The following is a 25,152-nucleotide window of genomic DNA, read 5'->3' as shown; positions in this document are numbered from 1 at the left end:
CGTAGGAGGGTACGCCGCATCTATCGTGCATCAGAAAAGTACAACGAAAAAAGCCCGGCTTGCCGACGGTAGCGTCTCGAAGATCGCTATCGCCGGCAGGCCGGGCTCCTAAAGCAAAATGCCGCTTAAATGTCTCGTATCAACAGCACTTCGGTCCCGCCTTGCTGCCGTAACGGGCTTCCTGACGTTCGCGAAAGAACACCTCGTAGCTCATCACCGGTTTGTCCGGGTGTTTGGTTTGCATATGCTCAACGTAAGTGTCGTAGTCAGGCATGCCAACCATCAAGCGTGCGGCCTGACCGAGGTATTTACCAAGGCGACTCAGGTCATTGAACATGGGCACCCTCCTCCATCAAGCATCCGGCAGAGCCTGAAATGGCGATTCTTTATCCGTACGTTCCTTGGTACCCCAGGCGGCAATACCGACCTTGAGCGCAAAGAACAGGATGCTGAACACCACGAGCAAAAACAGCGCCGTCAGCGTTGCATTGGTGTAGGCGTTGTAGATCACGTGCTGCATCTGTTCGATGCTCTTGGCCGGCGCCAGGACCTGACCGTTGGCCAACGCATCGCCGTATTTCTTCGCCAGCGACAGGAAACCGATTGCCGGGTTGGCGTCGAACAGCTTGATGAAGCCTGCGGTGGTGGTGCAGATCAGCAACCAAACGGCTGGCAGCATGGTGACCCAGATGTAGCGTTGGCGTTTCATTTTGATCAGTACAACGGTCGCCAGCATCAGCGCGATACCCGCCAGCATCTGGTTGGAGATGCCGAATAGCGGCCACAAGGTGTTGATGCCACCCAGCGGATCGATCACGCCTTGGTACAGCAGGTAACCCCACATCGCTACGCAACCGGCGGTCGCGATTAGGTTGGCGGTCCAGGACTCGGTGCGTTTGAGCGCTGGCACGAAGGAGCCGAGCAAATCCTGCAGCATGAAACGCCCGGCACGGGTGCCGGCGTCGACTGCGGTCAGGATGAACAGTGCTTCGAACAGGATCGCGAAGTGGTACCAGAACGCCATGGTGTTTTCACCCGGCATAAGTTGGTGCAGGATCTGTGCGATACCGACCGCCAGGGTCGGCGCACCACCGGCACGGGCCAGGATGGTGGTTTCCCCGATGTCCTTGGCCACGGCTTGCAGCGCTTCCGGTGTAATTGCAAAACCCCAACTGCTGACCGTCTGAGCCACCGAAACAGCATCGGAGCCTACAAGGGCTGCGGGGCTGTTCATGGCGAAGTACACGCCTGGCTCGATCACCGACGCAGCCACCATTGCCATGATGGCGACGAAGGATTCCATCAGCATGCCGCCGTAACCGATGTAACGGGCATGGCCTTCACTGGCGAGCAACTTCGGCGTGGTGCCGGATGCAATCAGTGCATGGAAACCCGACACCGCGCCACAGGCAATGGTGATGAACAGGAACGGGAACAGACCGCCCTTCCACACCGGCCCGGTGCCGTCGATGAACTGGGTCAATGCCGGCATTTTCAGCTCGGGCATGGTGATCAGAATGCCGATGGCCAGCGCAACGATGGTGCCGATTTTGAGGAAGGTCGACAGGTAGTCACGCGGCGCCAGAATCAGCCACACCGGCAACACTGCCGCCACAAAACCGTAGCCGATCAGCATCCAGGTAATCTGGATGCCGGTGAAGGTAAAGGCTTTGGCCCAGACCGGGTCAGCGGCAATCTGCCCGCCCAGCCAGATCGAACCCAGCAGCAACGCCACGCCGATCACCGAGATTTCACCGATGCGACCCGGGCGGATGTAGCGCATGTAAATGCCCATGAACATCGCGATCGGGATGGTCGCCATCACCGTGAACATGCCCCACGGGCTTTCGGCCAGGGCCTTGACCACGATCAGCGCCAGCACCGCGAGGATGATGATCATGATCAGGAAGCAGCCAAACAGCGCGATGGTCCCGGGGATGCGGCCCATTTCCTCACGGACCATGTCGCCCAGGGAACGACCGTTGCGGCGGGTGGACATGAACAGGACCATGAAGTCCTGAACCGCACCGGCCAGCACCACCCCGGCAATCAGCCACAGCGTGCCGGGCAGATAGCCCATCTGCGCCGCCAATACCGGACCGACCAGCGGCCCCGCGCCAGCGATGGCCGCGAAGTGGTGACCGAAAAGCACGTGTTTGTTGGTCGGCACATAGTCCAGACCATCATTGTTGAGTACGGCGGGAGTGGCTCGATTGGGATCGAGCTGCATCACCTTGGTGGCGATGAACAGGCTGTAGTAGCGGTATGCGACGAGATAAATAGCGACTGCTGCGACTACGATCCAGAGGGCGTTGATGGCTTCGCCGCGGCGCAGGGCCACGACACTTAGCGCAAACGCTCCCAGGACAGCCACGGCAAACCAGGCGAGGTGTTTAGCCAGACGGGGCATAGCGTGTCTCCTGCCGACAACCAGTGGCTGCGGCGGTAATTATTATAATTGTGTCCGCAGTGCGGAGCGGGCCCAATATCCGCCCATGCTGTCGACAAATAAATCCGCGTTACTACGTACGTGGCGTCTACGTAGTTCTACGTAGACGCCACCGATCTGTGAGTTGAAATGCAGAACCTGTGGGAGCGGGCTTGCCCGCGATGAGGCCAGTACATTCAACATCAACCGTTGACTGACAGACCGCTATCGCGGGCAAGCCCGCTCCCACAGGTTTTTGCGTTTCATCACGGCCGTAGGTCCAGCACCGCTACTGGAGGCGCGTATCTTTGGCATATGATGCCGGGCCTTCGCCTTCCCTCGGTCTGGCCAGGAGTAGAGATGCAGCTCAAACACAAAATCGTCGCGCTCGGGATTCTGCCGCTGGTGTTGGCGATCGCGGTCATCTGCGCGCTGGTGATTTCCCTGAACCGCCAACTGGGTGATCAACAGGCGCAACTGATCGAAGACAGTATTTTGGCCAGCAAGCGTGCAGAGCTGAAAAACTACGTCGAAATGGCGCAGAGTCTGATCGCGCCGTTGTACGACAACGGCCGGGGTGACGCGCGCGCTCAGCAACAAGTGCTCGAAGAACTGCGCAAGCTCAGCTTTGGCATTAACGGTTACTTCTTCGTCTACGACCGTGAGGGCCGCAGTCTGATGCACGCGCGTCAGTCGGATCTGGTGGGCAAATACCTGTGGGACATGACCGACCCTCACGGCCTGCCGGTGATCCAGGCGTTGCTTAAAAGTGCGCAATCGGGCGAAGGCTTTCAACGTTACGCCTGGAACAAACCCTCTTCCGGCCAAGTAACCGACAAGCTCGCCTATGTGGTGATGCTGGACCGTTGGGGCTGGATGCTTGGCACCGGCATCTACCTTGAAGATGTTGAGCGCGCCACCCGGCAGGCCCGTGACGAGGTGGCTCAGGGCATTCGCAAAACCATGCTGGCAATTGCCGCGGTGGCCCTCGTGGCGGTGCTGTTTGTGTTCGCCAGCGGCATGACGCTGAACGTCAGCGAACATCGCCTGGCCGACAAAAAACTCCAGCGCCTGACCCAACGCATCGTCAGCCTGCAGGAGGAGGAACGGTCGCGGGTTTCCCGAGAGCTGCATGACGGCATCAGCCAGCTCCTGGTGTCGATCAAGTTTCAGTTCGAACTGGCCAGCCATGTGCTGGAGAATGGGCAAGACAAGGGTTTGAACATTTTAAGAGACGCTACGGAACGCCTTGGGGACGCGATTGGCGAGGTTCGCAGCCTCTCTCACGACCTGCGTTCGTCGCTGCTCGACACCCTTGGCCTGCCAGCGGCGATCGGTCAACTGGCCGCAGAATTCGGGCAACGCAGCGGTCTGGTCGTGACCTTCAACGATAACGAATTCGACTGTCACCTGGTCGACGGCGCCGCCGTCTCGTTGTTTCGCATCGTGCAAGAAGGCCTGACCAATATCGAACGCCACGCACACGCAAAAAACGTCATCATTACCCTGCACGGTTCTGAAAAATCCGTACGGTTGACGGTGGTCGACGACGGTGTCGGTTTCAACGTCGCCCAGGTCGAACGTCGTCACGCCGGCATTGGCCTGCGCAACATCCGCGAGCGTGTCGAGCATTTTGGCGGCCGATTCGACCTGACTTCGATGCCGGGAAAAAGTGAGCTGGACGTGCTACTGCCGATGAAACTGCCCGGTACAGAACGCTGAGTCACCCCATAACAATTAGAGTGAATACCTGCGATGAACCTGCCCTACCCGATCCGCGTCGCCCTGGTCGACGATCACTCCCTGGTCCGCGACGGCATCAAATCGCTGCTGGCGGTCATGGCGCAGCTGGAAGTGGTGGGAGAAGCCGAGAATGGCACTGATGCCATCGAGATGGTCGGGCGCTGCCAGCCGGATCTGTTGCTGGTCGACATTAGCCTGAAGGACATCAACGGCCTCGAGCTGACCCGGTTGTTACGCAGTCAGTACCCGTCACTCAAAGTGTTGGTGCTGAGCATGTACGACAACTATGAATACGTGAGTGAGTCCGTTCGCTCGGGAGCCAGTGGCTATGTGCTGAAGAACGCACCTTCACGGGAAATCATTGCGGCGATCGAAGCCATTGTCAGTGGCGGGACCTTCTACAGTGCCGAGATCGCACAGCGGCTCATTGCCGATAAAAGTACCGACAACGAGCTGACTCCGCGCGAAAGCCAGGTGCTGTACAAGATGGCTCAGGGGCTGAACAACAAGGAAATGGCTCGCGAACTGGACATCAGTGTCCGGACTGTAGAAACCCATCGCCTGAGTATCCGTCGCAAGCTCAACATCGACAAACCCGCCGCCCTCGTAAAGTACGCGATCGATCACGGAATCATTTCGCGTTAGAGGCGATTTACACCGTACTCGTATTAACGACACGTGCCGTGCGAATAAACAACGCGCGTACCTTGTCCCAGAAATTCCCGCCCAGCACGAAAAAGCTGCCGATCAACATGGCATCGCCCAGCACTTGGAGCTGCCAGAGATTCGGTCTCAGTCCCGGCCAAAGAGAGTCTATGTAAGGTTCGAGAAATGCCGAAATCAGCGGCAGGCAAAACATCACGAGACCGATTCTATGGCGCGCCGGGCCTACTTCCACGTCTGCCGGTGCAAGCGTGGAGACGTAGCCAAACAGGCTGCGCTTGAGTTGCTGAAAGCCGGCTTTGCCCATAATGGCAATCGCGAGAATCAGCAGAATCTTGTTACTGATAAACAAGACGCCTGTCAGTGCCGCGATCTTTGAACCTGACACATCCGCTGCGGCAGCGAGAGGCACCATCAGCCAGGATCCCAGCATCAAGCAGATAATCGCGATACCCACTTTGAAACGCCATCCGGTGGAGCTGGCTGCAGTATTGTCCTGGGGGCTACTCATGGTGTGCTTAACCTTCTCTTTTAACAGCAATTAATAACACGTCAGAAGCGTAGCATCTGGTCGGTCCCGGATCATATTTTCCTTACCGTTTATTTGTCCGACTGTACTAACCTAAGCGAAACCAAATCCTGTAGGAGCGAGGCTTGCCCGCGAAGAACGATGACGCGTGATACCTGAAAACCGCGGTGCATTCTTCGCGGGCAAGTCGGATCGCCGCACCGCTCGCTCCTACAGAATCTTGCCCTGGCATTCAATATTAGGGACGCTCGAATGACGTTTTTCCAAGATCTACTTGCAGTGCACCGATGCTGACGCGCTCGGGTCGGTTGCTTCTGCTGGTCGTCCTTGGCCTTGGCGGTTGTGTCCGCCTGGGTCCCGATTTTCAGCCCCCTGGCGAAGCCTGGACAAAACTCTGGAGCAGCCCCGCGCTCGAGCAGGCCAGCCAACGAAGCCTGAATCCCGACATTCGCCAGTGGTGGCAAGTGTTCGCCGACCCGGTCCTCGACGCGCTGATCGCCGAATCCGATGCGCACAATTCAAACCTGAAAATTGCCGGCCTGCGCGTCATGGAAGCCCGTGCCCGGTTGGGTATTGCGCAAAGCGGGCGCTATCCGCAACTGCAACAGGCCAGCGCCGACAGCCTGTACTTCAACCGCCAGCAGTCCGGCGGCAACAACCCGCAAGACAGCCACTTCTGGCAACACAGTGCGGGTTTTGATGTCGGCTGGGAACTGGACTTCTGGGGGCGCTTCAGTCGCGCCATCGAGTCGTCCGATGCCAGTTACTTTGCGGCTCAAGCCAACTATGAAGATGTACTTGTACTGCTGCGCGCTCAGGTGGCCGATACCTACTTTTCGTTGCGCACCACTGAAGCGCGTTTACGCGTCGCCCGCGAAAACGCCGAGCAGCAAAAACGCAACTTTGAGATCACCGAAAAACTGTTCAACAGTGGTCAGAGCGCCGAACTCGACTTGCAACAAGCCAAGACCCAATACCTGGGCACCTTGAGCAGCATTCCGGATTTTGAGGCGCAAGTACAGCGCACCCGTAACGCGTTGGCGGTGCTGATCGGACAGCCTCCCAGCGCCCTGCCCCAATTGCTCGAAAATGAGGGACTGATTCCGCTGGTGGATCAAGCCGTGCTGCAAGACGTGCCGGCCAGCCTGTTGTTGCGTCGCCCGGACGTGCGCGCCGCCGAGCTCAATGTCGCTGCTCAGTCGGCACTGATCGGTGTGGCGCAAACCGACTTCTATCCGTCGCTGACCTTGCTGGGCAGCATCGTCTGGACCACCGACACATTGAGCGGCACCTCCAACAGCCTGGACCTGATCGGCGGCCCCAGTTTGCGCTGGAACCTGTTTGACCATGGCCAGATCAGCAACAACGTGCGTATACAGGATGCGCGGTTGCAGCAGTTGATTGAGGTCTATCGCGACAAAGTCCGCCAAGCCGCACGGGAGGCCGATGATGCCGCCAGCAGCCTGATCAAATCACTGGAACGCGAGCGCATCCTGGGTGAAGCGCAGGTCGCCGCCGCGCGTTCGTTGAGCCTGGCCAGCACCCAATACCGGGAAGGTTACTCGGACTTCCAGCGCGTGCTGGATGCTCAACGCGCATTGCTCGAACAGCAGGACAATTACCTGCTCAGCCGCAGCAATGCGGTGAGCAACCTGATCGCCCTGTACAAAGCCCTTGGCGGTGGGTGGTACAGCGCGCAACCGACAGTGGATCAAAACACCCGCCAGCAAATGGAACAACGCACCGACTGGGGCAACCTGCTGAATGAGCCGGTCCCATCACAAGCCTCCTATCCCGTGCCAGAAGGTCAAAGCCGATGACTGAACCCTCGCCGCCCGTCACTGAGGCGCCCGCCCCCAAGGCACCCGAGCCTGCCGCCGATCCTGCAAAAAAGGGCATCAAATGGGTGATGCTGCTGATCGTCCTGAGCTTGGCCTGGTACCTGTTGGCTGACCGCTTCACGCCGTATACGCAACAGGCCCGGGTGGGCGCCTTTGTCATTCCGGTGGCATCCGAAGTGGCCGGCCGGGTGATCCGTGTGAATGTGCGCAACAATCAGGACGTCAAGGCGGGCGATGTGCTGTTTGAAGTGGATCAGCAGCCCTATCAAATAGCCGTCGATCGCGCACGCGCCGACCTGGAATCAACACGCCGACAAATCGGTGCCAGCACCGCCGGCATTGCCTCCGCGCAAGCCTCATTGCGAGCGGCCCAGGCCAACGAGCTCAAGGCCCGGCAGGATAATGAACGCCTTGAAGGCTTGTACCGCGAAGACCGGGGAACCATTTCCGTGCGCCTGCTCGAAGTCTCTCGGGCCAACCGTGAACAAGCCGTCAGTCAGGTTGCCGCAGCCCATGCCGAAGTCCAGCGGGCACGGGAGCAGGAAGGCGGCAGCGAGGATGACAACGCGCTGTTGCGTAGCGCCGCCACGGCGTTGTCAAAAGCCGAACTGGACCTGTCCAACACGCAGATTCGCGCACGGTCGGCGGGGCTGGTCACCGATCTGCGCACCGATGTCGGACAGTTCGCCACTGCCGGCAGCCCGGTCATGACCCTGATTGCCATCCACGATGTGTGGATCAGCGCGGACATGACCGAAAACAACCTCGGCCTGGTCGAGGTCGGCACACCTGTTTCGATCGTTCTGGATGCCCTGCCCGGAAAGGTTTTCGAAGGCCGTGTGCGCAGTGTCGGTTACGGTGTCAGCGTCGGTCCGAGCACTGCGCCCGGCAGCCTCCCCAGTGTGCAGAACAGCCGCGACTGGCTGCGTCCGGCCCAGCGCTTTCCGGTGATTATCGAGTTTTCGGAGGACTCAAGGAAAACGCTGTTCGATAGCCGCGCCATCCGTGCCGGTGGGCAGGCTGAAGTCATGGCGTTCCCCACCGAAGACAATCCGTTGAACCTGCTCGGTCGTTTGTTCGTGGGTCTGATGAGCTGGTTGAGCTATGCCTATTAAGGGCGTGTCTACTCAGCGCACGCCTCGTGTTCAACGGGCGCTGCGTCTGGCCACAGGCACGGCGCTGTGCCTGGCCTTCAGCTACGGCCTGGCGCTGCCGATCCCCTTTATTTCGCCAGTGCTCGCCGTGTTGCTATTGGCCTCGCTCAATCGGCCGCTGCCATTCAAGGCCGGGGTGATTCTCGCACTGGCTGCGATGTTAACCACCGGCGTCGGCCTGTTGTTGATTCCGATCCTGCGTTATTACCCGATCACCGGCATGCTGCTGATTGGAGTCAGTCTGTTCCTGGCCTTTGGCTTTGGCCTGCGCGGTGGCAACACCTTGATCATGACCTTCCTGATCATTGGCCTGACCATGATCTCCTCAGCCGGCGTCGTCGAGTTCGATCTGGCAATGATGGTCATCGGCGCCTTGGTCATGGGCTTGATTCTCGCCGTCCTCGTCGTCGCGTTCAGTCACTGGTTGTTTCCCGAGCCGGCCGATGCACCCTCCCCACCCGCAGCCAGCGCTCTGCCGGCGCAGGAAGTGGACCGGGTTGCACTGCGTGCAACCCTGATTGTTATACCGGCGTTCCTGTTGGCACTGATCGACCCGGCCAGCTATCTGCCGATCGTTTTGAAAGCGGTCAGCCTTGGCCAACAGAGTTCGACGACAACGGCGCGCAACGCTGCTCATGAACTGCTCGGTTCGACCTTCATGGGGGGATTGTTGGCGATTGTATTCTGGTGCGCGCTCAGCTTGTTTGTGCACCTGTGGATGTTCTTTCTTTGGATGCTCCTGTTCGGCCTGCTATTGGCGCGCAAGCTCTATGCCCTCAGCCCGACCCGACAAACCCCGGGGTTCTGGCTCAACAGCCTGATCACACTGATCATCCTGCTGGGTCAATCGGTTCAGGACAGTCTCGCCGGAAAAGACGTCTATACCGCCTTCGCGGTGCGCATGGGATTGTTTATCGCCCTCACGCTCTATGCCTGCCTGATGGTTTATCTACTCGATCAGCGGCAGCGTACGATCACTGACACTCATGGAGTTACCTGATAACCCCGCCCTTGCAAGCAGCCGTGATAGTGCTGTTTCACATCGTCCTCGACCGGCTCATAAAACTCGTCATGTTGACGTCCTCGTACCTCCGCCCCCGTCGCCCCGGCAGCTGCATCTACCGCAGCACCCTCCGAGGGTAGCGGGCTTGAAGTGCTCTGGCTCGCCGTGACGTTGCTGCACTCATTGGTATCCAGCTGGATTTGTTGCGAGTTCTGCCCGTTCAAGGGCTCGACCGATTCGGCCTGAACCTGCGTGTAAACCATCGACATGACGGCACACAGGCTGAAAGACGATAACCGACTCATGATGACCTCCGACACGGCCCACTGTGTTTGCGGGCCAGCGTCTGGCTGGGAAGTTCCTGGAACAATGCCCGATAACTGCTGGAAAACCGCCCCAAATGCCAGAACGACCAATTCATCGCCACTTGCGCGACCGTCGTTTCCCCGGCCGTTCGCCTGAGCAGTTCGCGGCGTGCGCTGTTGAGTCGACGCAAGCGTAACCAATGCGTGGGTGTCATCCCGGTATACGCCTTGAATGCATGCTGCAACTGACGCAGCGAAACCCCGGCCACCTGGGACAGCTCCAGCAAATTGAGGGTTTCTTCCGGCGTATCGGCGGCCCATTCGGTGACGCGTTTCATGATGGTTCGCTCGTCTGCCCGGCGCTGCAAGCCTGCGCGATCAAGGCACACACAGGCGTTATCGAGGATGTACAAACAGTCCTCTAATAGCTGCTGGGTCAACGCCTCTTTGCTCGGCGGATCCAGCGACTGCGTCAGCCGCGTCAATGTCCCGCTCAACCAGCGGCTGAACAGCGCGTTCTGCCCTGAATTGAGCGGCGACATGAACAAGCCTTCGAGTCGCGCCACCTCCAGGCCATGGCGCTGAACGAATTCCGGACCGAACACCACGGCGATTTCCTGATAGTTCTCCGGGGTGATCCAGATGTTGCGGCTTTCACCGTTCAACACGTACAGCGAGTTGTCGCTGCGATCGAAACAGAACGCCAGCGAGCCTTCTGGGGCGCTGAAATTCTGCTCGACTCGGGTGTTCATCTGTTCCTCGTAAATCTCTACGCCTTGCAGGTCCAGATAGCGCACCCGTCCGGCGAAATGCCCCGGCGACATTTGCTGATACTGCTGCACCCACCCCGGCGTGGCGCGGATTTGTTCGGCCACGTCGGCGGTGTTGAACGCTTGAACCTGTAACGGATTGCACGCTGTCATGGGGCGCCTTACGCACTCTTTTGGTGCGCTTTGTGCTGTTTAAAGTGGATAGATGGAACGGCAAGGCTCACCCAAGATAGTCGTCAACGCGCCACAGGGGAAGTGTTCGGTGGATGAAGCCGTTTTCCCCGGCGTCAATAAAACCAACGATGAGGTCTTTATGAATGTCCCTTTCGATCAGTTGCTCACGTGGCTGAAAGATCACAAGATTACCGAGGTCGAGTGTGTGGTCAGCGACTTGACCGGCATTGCTCGCGGCAAGATCGCACCCACCAACAAGTTCCTGCATGAGCGAGGCATGCGCCTGCCGGAAAGTGTGCTGTTGCAAACGGTAACCGGGGACTTTGTCGACGACGACATCTACTACGACCTGCTCGACCCGGCCGACATCGACATGGTCTGCAAGCCCGTTTCCGATGCTGTTTACGTCATTCCATGGGCCATCGAGCCGACTGCCATCGTGATCCACGACACGTTCGACAAGTTCGGCAATCCCATCGAACTGTCACCACGCAACGTGTTGAAGAAAGTGCTGCAGCTCTACACCGACAAAGGCTGGAAGCCGATTGTCGCGCCGGAAATGGAGTTCTACCTGACCCAGCGCTGCGAAGACCCGGACTTGCCGCTCAAGGCGCCATTGGGACGCTCCGGCCGTGCGGAAAGCGGTCGTCAGTCATTTTCCATCGACGCCGCCAACGAGTTCGATCCACTGTTCGAAGACGTCTACGACTGGTGCGAACTCCAGGGTCTGGACCTCGACACGCTGATCCACGAAGACGGCCCGGCGCAGATGGAAATCAACTTCCGTCACGGCGACGCCCTCGATCTGGCGGACCAGATCACCGTGTTCAAACGCACCCTGCGCGAGGCGGCACTCAAGCATAACGTCACTGCCACCTTCATGGCCAAACCCATCGGTGACGAACCCGGCAGCGCCATGCATATCCATCAAAGTGTGGTGGACATCGCCACCGGCCAGCCGATTTTTGCCGATGCCGACGGGCAGATGAGCGAGTTGTTCCTGCACCACATCGGCGGCTTGCAAAAGTACATTCCCAAAGTGCTGCCGATGTTCGCGCCCAACGTCAATTCGTTCCGCCGCTTCCTGCCCGATACCTCGGCACCGGTCAACGTTGAATGGGGCGAAGAAAACCGCACCGTCGGCCTGCGCGTACCCACCTCCACCCCGGACGCCATGCGCGTGGAAAACCGCTTGCCGGGCGCCGACGCCAACCCTTATCTGGCGATCGCCGCCAGCCTGTTGTGCGGTTATCTGGGCATGGTCGAAAAGGTCGAGCCGAGTGCCGCGGTACAGGGGCGTGCTTACGAGCGACGTAATCTGCGTCTGCCGATCACCATCGAAGACGCACTGACGCGCATGGAAGAGTGCCCAACCATCGAACGTTATCTGGGGAGCAAATTCGTGCGGGGTTACGTCGCGGTCAAGCGGGCCGAACACGAAAACTTCAAGCGCGTGATCAGCTCCTGGGAGCGGGAGTTCCTGCTGCTAAGCGTCTGATTCCCTGTGGGAGCGGGCTTGCCCGCGAAGAGGCCTGCACATTCGACATCATCGTTGACTGACAGACCGCTATCGCGGGCAAGCCCGCTCCCACAAAAACCCAATAATTAAAAGAGGTGTCGATATGCGTCTATTGAAATCCGTGGTTCCGGTCGCGCTGGCGTCGCTGTTCAGCGCCATTGTGCAGGCTCAGCCAAGTGTGAGCGTCTACAACTGGACCGATTACATCGGCGAGACCACCCTCGCCGACTTCCAGGCGAAAACCGGGACCAAGGTGATTTACGACGTATTCGATTCCAACGAAACCCTGGAGGGCAAACTGCTCGCCGGCCGCACGGGTTATGACGTAGTGGTGCCCTCCAACCATTTCCTCGCGCGCCAGGTGAAGGCCGGCGCGTTTCTCAAACTGGATCGCTCGCAGCTGCCCAACTGGAAAAACCTCGACCCGAAACTATTGGCGTTGCTGGAAAAAAACGATCCGGGTAATGAACATTCGGTGCCGTATCTGTGGGGCACCAACGGCATTGGCTACAACGTCGACAAGGTCAAGCAAGTGCTGGGAATCGATCGCATCGATTCCTGGGCGGTGTTCTTCGAGCCAGAGAACCTGAAGAAGCTCAGCCAGTGCGGCGTGTCGATGATGGATTCGGCGGATGAAGTGTTCCCGGCGGTCCTGAACTACATGGGCATGGACCCACGCAGCGAAAATCCTGAGGACTTTAAAAAGGCCGAAGCCAAACTGCTGACCCTCCGGCCTTACATCACCTACTTCCATTCGTCCAAGTACGTATCGGACCTGGCCAATGGCGACATTTGCGTCGCGTTCGGCTATTCGGGCGATGTGTTCCAGGCGGCGAACCGCGCCAAGGAAGCGAAGAACGGTGTGAATATCGCCTACTCGATCCCCAAGGAAGGCAGTAACCTGTGGTTCGACCTGTTGGCGATTCCTGCCGACGCCAGCAACCCGAAGGAGGCTCACTCGTTCGTCAACAACCTGCTGGATCCGCAAGTGATTGCCAAGGTCAGCGCCTCGGTCGGTTACGCCAATCCAAACCCGGCGGCCAAGCAATACATGGACGCGGAGCTGGTCAATAATCCAGAGGTCTATCCTCCTCAGGCAGTTCTCGACAAGCTCTACATCTCAACCACCCCGCCCCAGCCGATCATGCGTCTGATGACCCGCTCCTGGAGCAAAGTGAAGTCCAACCAATGAATCAGTACGACAACAAACACACTCATTCCTATTACGCCGCGTCGGCAAAGGGCATGACACCCTACCCCACGCTGGACTCGGACCTTCAGGCCGATGTCTGCGTGGTGGGCGGCGGATATACCGGGGTCAACACCGCGATCGAACTGGCGCAGCGCGGGCTTTCGGTGATTCTGCTGGAAGGCCGGCGGATCGGCTGGGGCGCCAGCGGGCGAAATGGCGGGCAGTTGATCCGCGGCATCGGTCATGACGTCGAAGGTTTCGCCCGTTATGTCGGTCAGGAAGGTGTGCGTTATCTGGAGCGTGCAGGCATCGAGTCCGTGGAGTTGGTGGGCAACCGCATCCGCGAGCATGGGATCGATTGCGACCTGCGTTGGGGCTTCTGCGAGCTGGCCAATACCCCGGCGCAGTTCGAGGCGTTCAAGACAGAACAGCAAAGCCTCGCCGAATTGGGTTACAGCCATGAAACCCGACTTGTCGGCCCCGAGCAGATCCGCCAGCAAGTGGTGGGCTCCGATGTGTATGCCGGCGGCCTGATCGACATGGGGTCGGGGCATTTGCATCCGCTGAATCTGGTGCTTGGCGAAGCGCGCGTGGCCGAATCTCTCGGGGTGCGAATATTCGAACAAAGCCCGGTGCTGGAGTTGATTCACGGCAGCACCGTGCAGGTTCGCTGCGCGGGCGGCACGGTGCGCGCCGGCAGTCTGGTGCTGGGTTGTAATGCGCACCTGGAAGAACTCGAACCGCGCCTGAGCGGCAAGGTTTTACCGGCAGGCAGCTACATCATCGCCACCGAACCGTTGGCACCTGAGGTTGCCGTGCAATTGATCCCGCAGAACCTGGCGCTGTGCGACCAGAAAGTCGGCCTCGATTACTACCGGCTCTCGGCGGATCGACGCTTGCTGTTTGGCGGTGCCTGCCATTATTCCGGGCGCGATCCAGAGGACATCGGCGCTTATATGCGGCCAAAAATGCTCAAGGTTTTCCCGCAGTTGGCGGACGTGCGCATCGACTATCAATGGGGCGGCATGATCGGCATCACCGCCAACCGTTTCCCCCAGGCCGGACGTTTGAGTCAGTACCCGAACGTGTTCTACGCCCAGGGTTATTCCGGTCATGGTCTGAACGTGACCCACTGGTGCGCGCGGTTGCTGGCTGAAGCGATTCATGCCGGGCACAGCAAGGGGCTGGACGTTTTCAGCGCCGTGCCACACATGACCTTTCCCGGTGGCAAAGCCCTGCGTTCACCGCTACTGGCCCTTGGCATGTTCTGGTATCGTCTGCGTGAATTGCTCGGTTGAGATTGTTGGTCACGGCTTCATTGTTCCCACGCTCTGCGTGGGAACGCAGCCCGGGACGCTCCGCGTCCCGAAGTGGACGCGGAGCGTCCATTGAGGCGTTACCACGCAGAGCGTGGGAACGATCGTTACCCGCCTTTTTAATTTGCTCAATCGCAAGTCACCTCTATATTGAGGGGGTGCTCTGACTTTCCTGTCTCCTGGCGAGTGCGGCCTATGGCTACGACTGACCAACTGATCATCTGCGAGCACTGCGACTGTGTATATGAAAAAGTCACGCTCGCCAAACATCAAAAAGCTCTGTGCACCTGCTGCGGCGGCGTGCTCCAGCGCTATAACGGACTGTCGGTGGAGCAGCGTCTGGCGTTGGCTTTCACGGCAATGATGCTGTGGATTTTCGCCAACTTCTATCCCGTTATGAGCATCAGCATGAAGGGCCTGAAAAACAGTGCCACGCTGTGGGACTCGGTATTGGCATTGAGCCAGGGGCCGATCACCTTTATCGCGTTGGTGGCAGCGATTTCCATCATCATCGCGCCGCTTTTTCAGCTTGTGTTGCTGATCTGGGTCTTGAGCTTCGCCCTCGTGCATCGGCGCTCGCCCGGTTTCAAAGTGTGCATGCGCTGGCTGGAAACCCTCAGGCCCTGGAGCATGCTCGAGGTCTGTCTGCTGGGCGCAATGGTCGCGGTGTTCAAACTCGCAGGGTTGCTGGATGTCATCCCCGGCATCGGCCTGTTTGCCCTGGCCGTTCTCAGCCTGATGTTGATTCGCATCGCCGGGCGCGATGTGCGTGATTTGTGGGACGTCCTATGAACAGGCCGCCGCTCGCCAGCGAACTCAATCTATGCCTGTGCCATAGCTGCGGCCTGGCCTGCGACATAACCGAGAACCCTCACGAATGCCAACGCTGTGGCGCACCATTGCATGCCCGAAAAGCCAACTCATTGACCCGCACATGGGCCTATCTGCTGGCCGCATTGGTGTTTTACATCCCGGCCAATTTGCTGCCGGTCATGAACACCAGCCTGTTCGGCAGCGGGTCCGACAGCACCATCATGAGCGGTGTGCTGGAGTTCTGGGCACACGGTGCGTGGGACATTGCCCTGATCATTTTCATCGCCAGCATCGCGGTGCCGGGCATCAAGTTCGTTGCCCTCTCCCTGCTGCTGATCACGGTGCAACGCGGCAGCCTTTGGGCGCGCAAGGAGCGTTCGAAGCTTTACCGATTCGTCGAGCTGATCGGCTACTGGTCGATGCTCGACGTGATTGTTGTCGCGCTGGTCGCAGCGTTAGTGAAGTTTCAGGCTCTGGGCGATATTCAACCGCGCCTGGGCATTTTGTTTTTTGGTCTGGTGGTGGTATTCACCATGCTGTCTGCCATGAGTTTCGACCCGCGGCTGATCTGGGATAATGCGCGGGAAAAACCACAAAACGAGGAGGTCATGGATGAAATCGCAAGCCACTGATGGGCCGCAAGATCCCGGTCAGGCCAGCATCAAGACCCGTCGCTTCAGCGTTTCGCTGGTGTGGATCGTGCCGATTGTCGCAGTGCTCGTGGGGATTTCCCTGGTGGTGAACAGTTGGATGCAGGAAGGTCCGACCATCACCGTCACGTTCAAGACCGGTAGCGGCCTTACGGCCAACAAGACCGAGGTCAAGTATCGAAACGTGGTCATCGGCCATGTCTCGGAAGTAAAGCTGAGCGACGATCAGAAAAGCGTCAACGCCACGATCAAACTCGACAAACAGGCCGAAAGCTTCACCCGCGAAGATTCGCAGTTCTGGGTCGTGCGGCCACGCATTGGCGCTGGCGGAGTCTCGGGCATCGATACCCTGCTGTCGGGTGACTACATTGGCGCCGACATCGGTCAGGCCAATGCCCGTTCCAAACACTTCATCGGTCTGGAAAACCCGCCGCCCATTACCTATGGCGAGCCGGGCAAACGCTTCACCTTGCACACGCAGGACCTCGGCTCACTGGATATCGGTTCGCCGGTCTACTACCGCAAAATCCCGGTCGGGCAAGTGGTGGCGTACGCGCTGGACGCCGAGGGTAAAGGGGTGAACATCGAAATCTTCGTCTATGCGCCCAATGACGTTTACGTCACCGAGAACACCCGGTTCTGGAACGCCAGCGGTATTGATGTGAACGTCGGCGCCAACGGTTTTGCGGTGAGTACCGAGTCCTTGTCGTCATTATTGGTGGGCGGCATCGCGTTCCGCGCACCGGAATACAGCCCCAACGATCAGCCGGCCAACGAGAATAAAACCTTCGACCTGTTCGAGGATCAGCAAACCGCCCTCGCCCCGCCCCACGGTAAGGGGCAGTATTTGAGCCTGCGTTTCGATCAGGCCTTGCGCGGGCTGAAGATCGATGCACCGGTGGAATTTCTCGGCGTGGAATTCGGCAAAGTCGTGTCGATCAACCTGGATTTCGACGCAAAAAAACGCAGCTTCCCGCTCAATGTCGGCATCATGATCTACCCGCAACGCCTCGGCCAGGCTCATTTAAAAATGCTTGAGACCTTGAAGCATAATCCTGACGACGAAGCCGCAAGCATAAGGCTGATGGGCAGCTTCATCGAAAACGGCCTGCGAGCCCAGGCACGCAGCGGCAATCTGTTGACCGGTCAGCTCTACATCGCGCTGGACTTCTACCCCAAAGCGGAGAAAGTCGTGTTCGACCCGACCGCCCGTCCCGTCATTGTCCCCACCATACCTGGCAGCCTCGAGCAGTTGCAGGAAAAACTGGAAGGCATGGTCAACAAGATCAATCAACTGCCAATCGAACGCATTGCCGGCAACCTCGACAGCAACCTCGTTGAACTGCGCAAAGGCCTCGTACAGTTCAACGCCAGGACCCTGCCCGGCGTGCAGACCACCCTGGCGGACGTCAGCAAGACTTTGCAATCAGCGAGTTCGACCCTCGCCGACGATTCGCCGCAACGGGAACAACTGAACGACACCCTGAACGAACTCGGGCGCATGTCGCGCTCGTTGCGTGAGCTCTCAGATTATCTGGGCCGGAACCCGGAATCGCTGATTCGCGGTCGTCCCGACAATGCCGCACCAATGGATATGAAGGCGCCACCGCGCAACTGACCACAGGAGCAACACCCATGGTTTTTCCGCTGAAGATCACACTGGTCACTGCGTTGTTGTTGCTCGCCGCGTGCAGCAGCGACCCGATTCATTTCCATACCCTGACCCCGGTCCAACCGGGCGTCGCAAGCAGCAGCGCGGAAATCCAGATCGAAGCGATCACCGTGCCGCCCCAGGTCGACCGCCCGCAGATCGTCATTCGCCAGGGCAACGCCGGCCTCGCAATCCTCGAAACAGAATGGTGGGGCGCGAGTCTGGTGGACGAACTACGCAGCGCCCTTGTCGATCAATTGGTCAACAATAACCTGCAACGCAGAGTGTCGTTGCGTCTGGATGTTCAGCGTTTTGATTCGATTCCCGGCCAATATGCGTTGATCGATGTCAGATGGCGCCTGCGCAGTCTCGGCAATGGCGATACCGCGATGGTCAACTGTCGCAGCACGTTGCAGACCGCTTCCGGCCCGAGCATCGATGATCTGGTGGTGGCCCATCAGAGCAATGTGAAACGGTTAGCTGCCGCCATCAGCCAGGCTGCAACCGGAGCTTCCCGGGGCTGTCCGTCAGCCCAGTAGCGACAGCAGCATGACGCTATCAAAGGTCGAACCGATCAACCGCCCGCCGACGTTCGTTGTCGTCGCGAACGTCGTAATTGGCGGTGGTCTGGATGTTGCTGTGATGGGCCAGTTTCTGCGCGATCGACAGGTCGTGCTCTTCAATCACACGGGTGATGAACGACCGCCGAAAATCGTGCGGCATGATTTTCACCCCGACCTGCGCACCGCGTTGCCGGGCGATGTAGTAGATCGCATGCTTGGTGATGCGCTCGCGGGTAATGTGGCTGCCTCGGCGAATGCGGTTGAACAGGAACGGGTCGTCCGTTTCACCCTCTTTTAACTGCGAACGCCGCAACTCCAGCCACGCATCCAGTTTGGCGAAAGCCCAGCCTGGCGCGTACTTGATCAGCTGTTTGTTGCCCTTGGCGGTGACGCACAGGCTGCGCTCGGTGAAATCCACCTGGGCCAGGTCCAGATTCACCGATTCCGATTTGCGCATCCCCGAACCGTACAGAATCCCGATAATTGCCGCGTCCCGCAGCCCTTGTGGCCGAGGATCGGCCGCGCACACCTCCATCAGGTCGCGAATCAAGGTGCGCTTGAGGTTGCGCCCCTGTGACAGCCGCGTGCCGGCAATGCCTTTGACCGAGCGCATTTTCAGCAAGTGCTCCTGACTGATCAGGCTCATGCGCCACGCTTCGTTCATCACCCCGCGCACCGCGTTCACGTACAGCGACGAGGTGTTCGGCGCGTAGCCGTCTTCGCGCAAGGTCGCCACCAGCGCAACGACATCCTCGGGCTGCAGTTGATGCCAGGGAATCTCTTCGATGTTCATGTCTTCGAAGTCCAGACGGTCAGCGGCGTCCTGCAATACGTAACGCATGGTCAATTGGCTGGACGGCGCCAGACGCGCCAGGTACAGGGTCAATGGGTTGGCTTTTGAAACGAGGGATTCAGTAGCAGGTAAGTCAATCAATGAAACGGGCCTTGAAATGGATAAATACGCAGGCTCCCGTCATTCATTGAGCCCGCGGGCCGTCACGCTGCCGACCATGGACTGGAAAGTCAATGGTGGCTTCTTGGGTTGTCGGCGAAACCAGGCATCGCCAATACCGAACGTCTGCTTGACTGGAAACAACACGATAGACGAATTGAAACATGGCCACGTCTATCCTGACTCAGCAACCGCGGCTGCTCGAAGTCCACCAGCGACTGTCCAAGGATGGCAAACGTTATGAACAAGGCAACCTAGTGATTCTGATCTTTCCTCAGGGGGTGTCATGAGCCTGCTGCTGATATTGGCTGCCTGCCTGCTGACCTGCCTGGGCCAGATCGCCCAGAAGTACGCCGTGGAAAGTTGGCGCGGCAAGACGTCGGGCTGGGGCGAGAAACTGCGCTCGCCGTGGCTGTGGCTGGCGCTCGCCTCGCTGGGATTGGGCTTGCTGGTCTGGCTGCTGGTGTTGCAGCGCCTTGAAGTCGGCGTCGCCTATCCCATGCTCAGCCTGAATTTCGTGTTGATTACACTGGTCGCTCGCTTCGTCTTCCACGAAACCATCGACCGCCGTCACTGGCTGGGCGTGGCGCTGGTAATCGCGGGCGTGGCGCTGCTGGGGCAACACGCTTGAGCCTGCGTCGCGGACTCGCCTTCGCCCTGGGCAGCGTACTGCTGGGCAGCGCCGCACAGTTGGGCATGCGCTGGAGCATGACTCGCTTGCCCCATCCCGGACAGTTGATAAGCGCCTTGAGCAACGGCAGCGTCGATGCGACCGCCGTGGCTGTCGTGCTGGCCGCCATCCTCGTCTATGCCGTGTCGATGTTCACCTGGCTCGCCGTCCTGCGGGATTTGCCCCTGGGTCGGGCGTATTCGCTACTGAGCATCAGCTACGCGCTGGTGTACGTGCTGGCCGCCAGCCTGCCGCTGTTCAACGAAACCTTCAGCCTTTCGAAAACCCTGGGGGTGGCGCTGGTCATCCTCGGTGTCATCACGATCAACTCTCGACCTGCTCACGCGCCCACTATCAGGAGAGCTCCATGAAAATCAGTGTATTTGGCAGCGGTTACGTTGGCCTGGTGCAAGCTGCCGTTCTGGCTGAAGTCGGCCACGACGTGGTGTGCATGGACATTGACGAGAACAAAGTCGCGTTGCTGCAACAAGGCCACGTCAGCATCTTCGAACCGGGGCTGGCCAGCCTGGTGCGCGAAAGCCTGGAAGCCAAACGACTGCAGTTCACCACCGACGAAAAATTCGCCGTGCAGCATGGTCAGGTGTTGTTCATCGCCGTCGGTACGCCGTCCCGGGACGATGGTTCGGCGGACCTGCGCCACGTGTTGTCGGTGGGTGAAGCGGTGGCGCGTCACCGTGAACAACCGGTGATTCTGGTGGAAAAATCCACGGTGCCGGTGGGCACGGGCGATACCCTGCGCGCGCATATCGAAAAATGCCTGCTCAAGGTCGGTCGGCTGTTGCAGTTCGATATTGTCTCCAATCCTGAGTTTCTCAAGGAAGGTTCGGCCGTGGCCGATTGCCGGCGCCCGGACCGCATTGTCATCGGCTGTGAACGCGATGACGTGCGCGACGTGATGCGCGACCTCTACGCCCCGTTCAACCGCAACCATGACCGCATCATGTTCATGGACCTGCGCAGCGCCGAACTGACCAAATACGCCGCCAACTGCATGCTGGCGACCAAGATCAGTTTCATCAACCAGATCGCCGAGCTGGCCGAACACCTGGGCGCCGACATCGAATCGGTGCGGCTGGGCATCGGTGCCGATTCGCGCATCGGTTATCACTTCATCTACCCCGGCTGCGGTTACGGTGGCTCGTGTTTCCCCAAGGACATGCGCGCGCTGATTCACAGTGCCGAACAGGCCCACTGCTCCAGCGACCTGCTGCAAGCGGTGGAAGCGATCAACCAGCGGCAGAAACACAAACTGTTCGAGCGTATCAACGCCTTCTACAAAGGCGATTTGCGCGGCAGAACCTTCGCCGTGTGGGGCCTGGCCTTCAAGCCCAACACCGATGACATGCGCGACGCGCCGAGCCGGGTGCTGCTGGAAGCGCTGTGGGCTGCCGGCGCCCATGTGCGGGCGTTCGACCCGGAAGCGATGCAGGAAACCCAACACCTTTACCCTGACGAATCGAAGCTGATGCTCATGGGCACGCCGGAATCGGTGCTCGCTGGGGCCGACGCACTGATCATCTGCACCGAATGGCAGCAGTTCAAGGCACCGGACTTCAACCTGATCCAGCAACGGCTTAACGCGCCAGTGATCTTCGACGGGCGCAACCTGTACGACGCCGAACGCCTGGCCCGCAGCGGTTTCCTGTACTTCCCGATGGGCCGCGGTGAATCGCGCAACCTGCCGATTCCCCATCAGCAATGGCCCGCGGCCTCGGTCGTGGCGTGAACACAGTTTCCAATCCCTTGTAGCAGCTGCCGAGCCTGCGAGGCTGCGTTCGGCGACGAAGTCGTCGCAAACCCTGAACCCGCGATTTAGCTGAAACACCACCGTGCCTGATTTCACGACTGCTGCGCAGCCGAACGCAGCCTCGCAGGCTCGGCAGCTGCTACAGTGGCCCATATGAATTTTACTGTACGCCGTGCCCAATCTGCCGACGCCACCGCCCTCCCCGCCATCGAGCGTTCGGCGGCAGCGCTGTTTCGCTGTGATCCTTCATTGGCCTGGCTCGCCGACGCTCCGGTGACTGACGCACTGCAACATCAGAGGGCAATAGAGACGGCAGACGTTTGGGTAACCCAGTCAGCCAACGGTGAACTTATGGGCTTTCTCAGCGCCATTGAAGTCGACAATGAACTGCATATTCAGGAAATTTCCGTCAGCCAACAGTTTCAGGGCCTGGGCGCTGGTCGCAAGTTGCTGTTAACGGCACTCGAACACGCACGCAAACGAGAACTCCACGGTCTGACTTTGACCACGTTTCGCGACTTGCCCTGGAATGAACTGTTTTATCGGCGGTTCGGCTTTGAAACATTGGGCCCGGATGAAATCGGCCTACGTTTAACGACGGTGTTGAACAACGAAGTCAATCACGGTTTGCCTGGGGAGCGACGCTGTGCGATGCGCTTGAAACTGCGATAGCCTCAAACCGGCGCCTTCAAATCCACCCCTAGCGCCTGGGCAAACGCCTTCACCAGCGGACTGCGCACGGTGTTGTGGCGCAGGATCAGATTGAACGGCGTGACGATGTTGATCAGGTCCGGACGCACCGCCCGAAACTGCCCCTGAGCCACCAGTATTGCGGCGTAATGTTCGGGCAGAAAACCCACAAAACGGCCGGTCTTGACCAGCAGCGCCACGGCTTCCACTTGAGTCGCCGAGGCGGAAAAGCTGTCGTAGCGGGCAAAATTCAGTTTGTCCCGATGGATCGCGTAACGGTGGTTAATGCACTCGTAATCCTGCAGCACATTGCTGCCCATCTCCGCCTCTGGCATAGAGAACAATGGATGGCCGACGGCGCAATATACGTACGAGCGTTCTTCATAAAGCGGGAAGTAATCGAACTCTTCCCTTTTCTGATAAACCGGCACGATCCCGGCTACTAACCGCCCTTCGACTACGCCTCTTTCTACTTCATCTAACTGAGACGCCTGAAGTTGAAACCTTACTTTTGGCGACTCTTCGTTTATCTTTCTAATCGCCGCAACTAACGGCGAATTATCGTCGGTGATCGTATTATCAATAACGCCCACCCCAAGGTCGCCAATAAGTTCATTCTGAGCTGAACTAAGCCGATCACGAAAGTTGTCGAACGAGGTAAATAAATCGATCGACGCCTGGTACACCAGACGCCCTTCTTCGGTCAGGTGAAAACCTTCCCGCCCTCGGGTACACAGGCGCATGCCGATGCGAATTTCAAGGTCGGAGATCTGTTTGCTGATGGCCGCCAGGCCCACATTCAGCTCATTCTGCGCTGCACTGAAGCCGCCGGCCTCGACCACGGCCTTGAACACTTTGAGCAGTTTGAAGTCCAGGCCGCTGAGCGCCAGGGGTGCCCGATGTACCGTTTTTGGCGGCGGGTTTCCGGAAGTGGAAAGTGGGGTTTCCATAATGCTTATTTACCTCTGGCGCCCTATTCAACAATCTGTGCCCAACAATAAAAACAGTGCCGGCCAATAATAATGAACACAGAAAACAAGGCTTTGCAACCGTTAATAAATCCCGCAGATCAGTGCCAACTCACTGATTTCGAACCATTAAAAGCTGACACCTCGATCAGCTCTCGCCATTTAGCAACTGCGCTTTCCCCTGCCCTTGAATATTGATTGAGCCGAACCACGCCCGAATGATCTTCGGCGGGTGTTCCGGGCTCGGCATACCGATTTCAATTCGCTTTACGACGAGGAAAACAACAATGTCTCAAACCACCGACCGCCTCTGGGGTGCCCGCTTCAAGAGCGGCCCGTCCGAAGCTCTGGCGGCCCTGTCCCGTTGCCCCGAGCGTTACTTTCGCCTCACCCCGTACGACCTCGCCGGTTCCAAGGCGCATGCCCGGGAATTGCAGCGCGCAGGGCTGTTGAGCGAGCAGGAAACCCAGACCATGCTCGACGCCCTGGAGCGTATTGGTGATGACTTCCGTGCCGGCAGCATCGCGCCGACGCTGGACGACGAAGACGTCCACACCTTCATCGAGCGCCTGCTGACCGAACGCCTCGGCGCACTGGGCGGCAAGTTGCGCGCCGGCCGCTCGCGCAACGACCAGACCGCCAACGACCTGCGCCTGTTCCTGCGTGATCACGTGCGCACCCTGGCCGTCGAAGTGCTGGCCTTGCAGCAAGCGTTGGTGGATCAGGCCGAGCAGCACATTGAGAGCATCTGCCCGGGCTTCACTCACTTGCAACAGGCCCAGCCGATCGTCTTCGCTCACCACTTGCTGGCCCACGCTCAATCGATGTTGCGCGACGTGCAGCGTCTGGTGGATTGGGATGTGCGCACCTCGCTGTCGCCACTCGGCGCGGCGGCCATGGCCGGTTCCGCCATTGCTCGTCTGCCGCAGCAGTCGGCCAAGGAAATGGGCTACAGCGGCGTGTGCGAAAACTCCATCGACGCCGTCGCCAGCCGCGATCACGTTGCCGAGTTCCTGTTTATCGCCAGCATGCTCGGGATCAACATTTCCCGCCTCGCCGAAGAATTCTGCCTGTGGTCGTCGCGGCAATTTCGCTGGGTGGCACTGGACGATGCCTACGCCACCGGCAGTTCGATCATGCCGCAGAAGAAAAACCCGGACATCGCCGAACTGGCCCGGGGCAAGGCTGGCCGCCTGATCGGTAACCTGACGGGGTTGCTGTCGACCCTCAAATCCCTGCCGCTGTCGTACAACCGCGACTTGAGTGAAGACAAGAACGGCGTGCTCGACAGCGTCGACACCCTGCTACTGGTGCTGCCGGCCATGGCCGGAATGGTAGCGACCATGAAGGTCAACGTCGAAGAACTGCGTCGTCAGGCACCGCTGGGTTTCACCCTGGCTACCGAAGTCGCCGACTGGCTGGCGGTGCGCGGCGTGCCGTTCAAGGAAGCACACGAAATCACCGGCGCATTGGTCCAGGCCTGCGAGAAGCACGACATCGAATTGTGGGAAGCGTCCCCGGCGTTGCTGGCCGAGATCGATCCGCGCCTGACTCCACAAGTGCGCGACAGCCTGACCCTCGAAGCCGCCATCGCCGCCCGCAGCGGCTGGGGCGGCACCGCGCCGCAACAGGTGCGCGAGCAGATCGGCCGACTGAAAACTGCCCTCGCCGCCCAGCAGCAATGGACCGAGAACTATCAGGGTTTCCGCCTCTGATTCACGGCGAAACCCTGTAGGAGCGAAGCTTGCTCGCGAAGGCGGTGGGTCAGTCAACACTGATTACAACTGCCC

25 protein-coding genes are annotated in these 25,152 nt (G+C 59.1%); 18 read left to right on the top strand and 7 right to left on the bottom strand.

Annotated features, from left to right (window positions below):
• Positions 1–139: 139 nt before the first annotated feature.
• Positions 140–337, bottom strand: a complete 198-nt coding sequence (locus tag NHU87_RS19995) for a YbdD/YjiX family protein (RefSeq protein ID WP_007900300.1) — start codon at positions 335–337, stop codon at positions 140–142.
• Positions 338–352: 15 nt separating this feature from the next.
• A complete protein-coding gene (locus NHU87_RS19990; protein ID WP_253551851.1) occupies positions 353–2,410 on the bottom strand; it encodes a carbon starvation CstA family protein in 2,058 nt (685 codons plus the stop codon).
• Positions 2,411–2,788: 378 nt separating this feature from the next.
• On the opposite strand from NHU87_RS19990, the gene NHU87_RS19985 reads away from it, so the two are divergent.
• A complete protein-coding gene (locus NHU87_RS19985) occupies positions 2,789–4,150 on the top strand; it encodes a cache domain-containing protein (protein ID WP_253551849.1) in 1,362 nt (453 codons plus the stop codon).
• Between the two features lie 33 nt (positions 4,151–4,183).
• Complete coding sequence (locus NHU87_RS19980) at positions 4,184–4,816, top strand: response regulator (RefSeq protein WP_253551847.1); 633 nt, start codon at positions 4,184–4,186, stop codon at positions 4,814–4,816.
• 7 nt (positions 4,817–4,823) lie between these two features.
• Here the strand turns inward: NHU87_RS19980 and NHU87_RS19975 are convergent, their stop codons facing one another.
• A complete protein-coding gene (locus NHU87_RS19975) occupies positions 4,824–5,345 on the bottom strand; it encodes a transporter suffix domain-containing protein (RefSeq protein WP_253551844.1) in 522 nt (173 codons plus the stop codon).
• Positions 5,346–5,650: 305 nt separating this feature from the next.
• Here NHU87_RS19975 and NHU87_RS19970 point away from each other — a divergent pair, with 305 nt between their 5' ends.
• From NHU87_RS19970 to NHU87_RS19960, 3 genes are read left to right on the top strand one after another with little or no spacing between them, the layout of a single operon-like run.
• Complete coding sequence (locus NHU87_RS19970) at positions 5,651–7,183, top strand: efflux transporter outer membrane subunit (RefSeq protein WP_253551842.1); 1,533 nt, start codon at positions 5,651–5,653, stop codon at positions 7,181–7,183.
• Positions 7,180–8,319 (top strand): HlyD family secretion protein, encoded by a 1,140-nt coding sequence (locus NHU87_RS19965; protein WP_253551840.1) that lies wholly within the window; start codon positions 7,180–7,182, stop codon positions 8,317–8,319. The genes NHU87_RS19970 and NHU87_RS19965 overlap by 4 nt, the downstream gene beginning before the upstream one ends.
• On the top strand, positions 8,309–9,358 hold the full coding sequence (locus tag NHU87_RS19960) for a DUF2955 domain-containing protein (RefSeq protein ID WP_253551838.1): 1,050 nt from the start codon (positions 8,309–8,311) through the stop codon (positions 9,356–9,358). The genes NHU87_RS19965 and NHU87_RS19960 overlap by 11 nt, the downstream gene beginning before the upstream one ends.
• Here the strand turns inward: NHU87_RS19960 and NHU87_RS19955 are convergent.
• Positions 9,343–9,666, bottom strand: coding sequence for a hypothetical protein (locus tag NHU87_RS19955; RefSeq protein ID WP_253551836.1), 324 nt, complete (start codon positions 9,664–9,666; stop codon positions 9,343–9,345). The two genes, NHU87_RS19960 and NHU87_RS19955, sit on opposite strands and share 16 nt — an antisense overlap.
• Complete coding sequence (locus tag NHU87_RS19950; protein WP_253551834.1) at positions 9,663–10,589, bottom strand: helix-turn-helix domain-containing protein; 927 nt, start codon at positions 10,587–10,589, stop codon at positions 9,663–9,665. The genes NHU87_RS19955 and NHU87_RS19950 overlap by 4 nt, the downstream gene beginning before the upstream one ends.
• Positions 10,590–10,749: 160 nt before the next feature.
• Here NHU87_RS19950 and NHU87_RS19945 point away from each other — a divergent pair, with 160 nt between their 5' ends.
• From NHU87_RS19945 to NHU87_RS19915, 7 genes are all read left to right on the top strand, one after another.
• Positions 10,750–12,108, top strand: coding sequence for a glutamine synthetase family protein (locus tag NHU87_RS19945; RefSeq protein WP_253551832.1), 1,359 nt, complete (start codon positions 10,750–10,752; stop codon positions 12,106–12,108).
• Positions 12,109–12,232: 124 nt separating this feature from the next.
• Positions 12,233–13,321 carry a polyamine ABC transporter substrate-binding protein gene (locus NHU87_RS19940; RefSeq protein ID WP_253551830.1) on the top strand — a complete coding sequence of 363 codons (1,089 nt, stop codon included), beginning with the start codon at positions 12,233–12,235 and terminating at the stop codon, positions 13,319–13,321.
• The gene (locus NHU87_RS19935; protein ID WP_253551828.1) at positions 13,318–14,619 is read left to right on the top strand and encodes an NAD(P)/FAD-dependent oxidoreductase; all 1,302 of its coding nucleotides are present in this window, start codon (positions 13,318–13,320) and stop codon (positions 14,617–14,619) included. The genes NHU87_RS19940 and NHU87_RS19935 overlap by 4 nt, the downstream gene beginning before the upstream one ends.
• Positions 14,620–14,832: 213 nt before the next feature.
• Positions 14,833–15,429 carry a paraquat-inducible protein A gene (locus NHU87_RS19930; protein WP_253551826.1) on the top strand — a complete coding sequence of 199 codons (597 nt, stop codon included), beginning with the start codon at positions 14,833–14,835 and terminating at the stop codon, positions 15,427–15,429.
• On the top strand, positions 15,426–16,082 hold the full coding sequence (locus NHU87_RS19925) for a paraquat-inducible protein A (RefSeq protein WP_253551824.1): 657 nt from the start codon (positions 15,426–15,428) through the stop codon (positions 16,080–16,082). The genes NHU87_RS19930 and NHU87_RS19925 overlap by 4 nt, the downstream gene beginning before the upstream one ends.
• Entirely contained in the window at positions 16,063–17,718 is a 1,656-nt protein-coding gene (locus tag NHU87_RS19920; protein WP_253551821.1) for an intermembrane transport protein PqiB, read from the top strand. Before NHU87_RS19925 ends, NHU87_RS19920 begins: the two co-directional genes overlap by 20 nt.
• 17 nt (positions 17,719–17,735) lie before the next feature.
• The gene (locus NHU87_RS19915; protein ID WP_253551819.1) at positions 17,736–18,290 is read left to right on the top strand and encodes a PqiC family protein; all 555 of its coding nucleotides are present in this window, start codon (positions 17,736–17,738) and stop codon (positions 18,288–18,290) included.
• A 19-nt stretch (positions 18,291–18,309) separates the two neighbouring features.
• Here the strand turns inward: NHU87_RS19915 and NHU87_RS19910 are convergent, their stop codons facing one another.
• Positions 18,310–19,248, bottom strand: a complete 939-nt coding sequence (locus NHU87_RS19910; protein WP_437180844.1) for a site-specific integrase — start codon at positions 19,246–19,248, stop codon at positions 18,310–18,312.
• Positions 19,249–19,430: 182 nt separating this feature from the next.
• Between NHU87_RS19910 and NHU87_RS19905 the strand changes: the two genes are divergently transcribed.
• The 5 genes from NHU87_RS19905 (at position 19,431) to NHU87_RS19885 (ending at position 22,376) form a co-directional block, all read left to right on the top strand.
• Positions 19,431–19,556: a hypothetical protein gene (locus NHU87_RS19905; RefSeq protein ID WP_437180845.1), complete on the top strand. Its 126-nt coding sequence runs from the start codon at positions 19,431–19,433 to the stop codon at positions 19,554–19,556.
• Positions 19,553–19,897 (top strand): 4-amino-4-deoxy-L-arabinose-phosphoundecaprenol flippase subunit ArnE, encoded by a 345-nt coding sequence (gene arnE, locus NHU87_RS19900; protein WP_253551817.1) that lies wholly within the window; start codon positions 19,553–19,555, stop codon positions 19,895–19,897. Before NHU87_RS19905 ends, arnE begins: the two co-directional genes overlap by 4 nt.
• Entirely contained in the window at positions 19,894–20,307 is a 414-nt protein-coding gene (gene arnF / locus NHU87_RS19895; protein ID WP_253551815.1) for a 4-amino-4-deoxy-L-arabinose-phosphoundecaprenol flippase subunit ArnF, read from the top strand. The genes arnE and arnF overlap by 4 nt, the downstream gene beginning before the upstream one ends.
• Positions 20,304–21,683 (top strand): UDP-glucose dehydrogenase family protein, encoded by a 1,380-nt coding sequence (locus NHU87_RS19890; protein WP_253551814.1) that lies wholly within the window; start codon positions 20,304–20,306, stop codon positions 21,681–21,683. The genes arnF and NHU87_RS19890 overlap by 4 nt, the downstream gene beginning before the upstream one ends.
• Before the next feature lie 174 nt (positions 21,684–21,857).
• Positions 21,858–22,376 (top strand): GNAT family N-acetyltransferase, encoded by a 519-nt coding sequence (locus NHU87_RS19885; RefSeq protein WP_253551813.1) that lies wholly within the window; start codon positions 21,858–21,860, stop codon positions 22,374–22,376.
• Between the two features lie 2 nt (positions 22,377–22,378).
• Here the strand turns inward: NHU87_RS19885 and NHU87_RS19880 are convergent, their stop codons facing one another.
• On the bottom strand, positions 22,379–23,344 hold the full coding sequence (locus NHU87_RS19880) for a LysR family transcriptional regulator (RefSeq protein ID WP_253551812.1): 966 nt from the start codon (positions 23,342–23,344) through the stop codon (positions 22,379–22,381).
• A 305-nt stretch (positions 23,345–23,649) separates the two neighbouring features.
• Between NHU87_RS19880 and argH the strand changes: the two genes are divergently transcribed.
• A complete protein-coding gene (gene argH, locus NHU87_RS19875) occupies positions 23,650–25,077 on the top strand; it encodes an argininosuccinate lyase (RefSeq protein ID WP_253551811.1) in 1,428 nt (475 codons plus the stop codon).
• Positions 25,078–25,152 lie beyond the last annotated feature (75 nt).

The sequence above is a fragment of the Pseudomonas mandelii genome (assembly GCF_024138395.1).
In the GTDB taxonomy this organism is placed as follows: Bacteria; Pseudomonadota; Gammaproteobacteria; order Pseudomonadales; family Pseudomonadaceae; genus Aquipseudomonas; species Aquipseudomonas mandelii_E.
The sequence above is the reverse complement of the archived record's forward strand: the minus strand, read 5'-3'. Positions and strand labels throughout refer to the sequence as shown.

Excerpts from the sequence above, each read along its gene's own strand:
- NHU87_RS19960 (WP_253551838.1), top strand. The coding sequence starts at position 8,309 with ATGCCTATTAAGGGCGTGTCTACTCAGCGCACGCCTCGTGTTCAACGG.
- NHU87_RS19905 (WP_437180845.1), top strand. The coding sequence starts at position 19,431 with ATGGCCACGTCTATCCTGACTCAGCAACCGCGGCTGCTCGAAGTCCAC.
- NHU87_RS19990 (WP_253551851.1), bottom strand. The coding sequence starts at position 2,410 with ATGCCCCGTCTGGCTAAACACCTCGCCTGGTTTGCCGTGGCTGTCCTG.
- NHU87_RS19980 (WP_253551847.1), top strand. The coding sequence starts at position 4,184 with ATGAACCTGCCCTACCCGATCCGCGTCGCCCTGGTCGACGATCACTCC.
- NHU87_RS19890 (WP_253551814.1), top strand. The coding sequence starts at position 20,304 with ATGAAAATCAGTGTATTTGGCAGCGGTTACGTTGGCCTGGTGCAAGCT.
- NHU87_RS19975 (WP_253551844.1), bottom strand. The coding sequence starts at position 5,345 with ATGAGTAGCCCCCAGGACAATACTGCAGCCAGCTCCACCGGATGGCGT.
- arnE (WP_253551817.1), top strand. The coding sequence starts at position 19,553 with ATGAGCCTGCTGCTGATATTGGCTGCCTGCCTGCTGACCTGCCTGGGC.
- NHU87_RS19920 (WP_253551821.1), top strand. The coding sequence starts at position 16,063 with ATGAAATCGCAAGCCACTGATGGGCCGCAAGATCCCGGTCAGGCCAGC.
- NHU87_RS19880 (WP_253551812.1), bottom strand. The coding sequence starts at position 23,344 with ATGGAAACCCCACTTTCCACTTCCGGAAACCCGCCGCCAAAAACGGTA.
- NHU87_RS19885 (WP_253551813.1), top strand. The coding sequence starts at position 21,858 with ATGAATTTTACTGTACGCCGTGCCCAATCTGCCGACGCCACCGCCCTC.
- NHU87_RS19930 (WP_253551826.1), top strand. The coding sequence starts at position 14,833 with ATGGCTACGACTGACCAACTGATCATCTGCGAGCACTGCGACTGTGTA.
- NHU87_RS19945 (WP_253551832.1), top strand. The coding sequence starts at position 10,750 with ATGAATGTCCCTTTCGATCAGTTGCTCACGTGGCTGAAAGATCACAAG.
- NHU87_RS19970 (WP_253551842.1), top strand. The coding sequence starts at position 5,651 with ATGCTGACGCGCTCGGGTCGGTTGCTTCTGCTGGTCGTCCTTGGCCTT.
- NHU87_RS19935 (WP_253551828.1), top strand. The coding sequence starts at position 13,318 with ATGAATCAGTACGACAACAAACACACTCATTCCTATTACGCCGCGTCG.
- NHU87_RS19985 (WP_253551849.1), top strand. The coding sequence starts at position 2,789 with ATGCAGCTCAAACACAAAATCGTCGCGCTCGGGATTCTGCCGCTGGTG.
- argH (WP_253551811.1), top strand. The coding sequence starts at position 23,650 with ATGTCTCAAACCACCGACCGCCTCTGGGGTGCCCGCTTCAAGAGCGGC.
- NHU87_RS19925 (WP_253551824.1), top strand. The coding sequence starts at position 15,426 with ATGAACAGGCCGCCGCTCGCCAGCGAACTCAATCTATGCCTGTGCCAT.
- NHU87_RS19995 (WP_007900300.1), bottom strand. The coding sequence starts at position 337 with ATGTTCAATGACCTGAGTCGCCTTGGTAAATACCTCGGTCAGGCCGCA.
- NHU87_RS19950 (WP_253551834.1), bottom strand. The coding sequence starts at position 10,589 with ATGACAGCGTGCAATCCGTTACAGGTTCAAGCGTTCAACACCGCCGAC.
- NHU87_RS19915 (WP_253551819.1), top strand. The coding sequence starts at position 17,736 with ATGGTTTTTCCGCTGAAGATCACACTGGTCACTGCGTTGTTGTTGCTC.
- NHU87_RS19940 (WP_253551830.1), top strand. The coding sequence starts at position 12,233 with ATGCGTCTATTGAAATCCGTGGTTCCGGTCGCGCTGGCGTCGCTGTTC.
- NHU87_RS19955 (WP_253551836.1), bottom strand. The coding sequence starts at position 9,666 with ATGAGTCGGTTATCGTCTTTCAGCCTGTGTGCCGTCATGTCGATGGTT.
- NHU87_RS19965 (WP_253551840.1), top strand. The coding sequence starts at position 7,180 with ATGACTGAACCCTCGCCGCCCGTCACTGAGGCGCCCGCCCCCAAGGCA.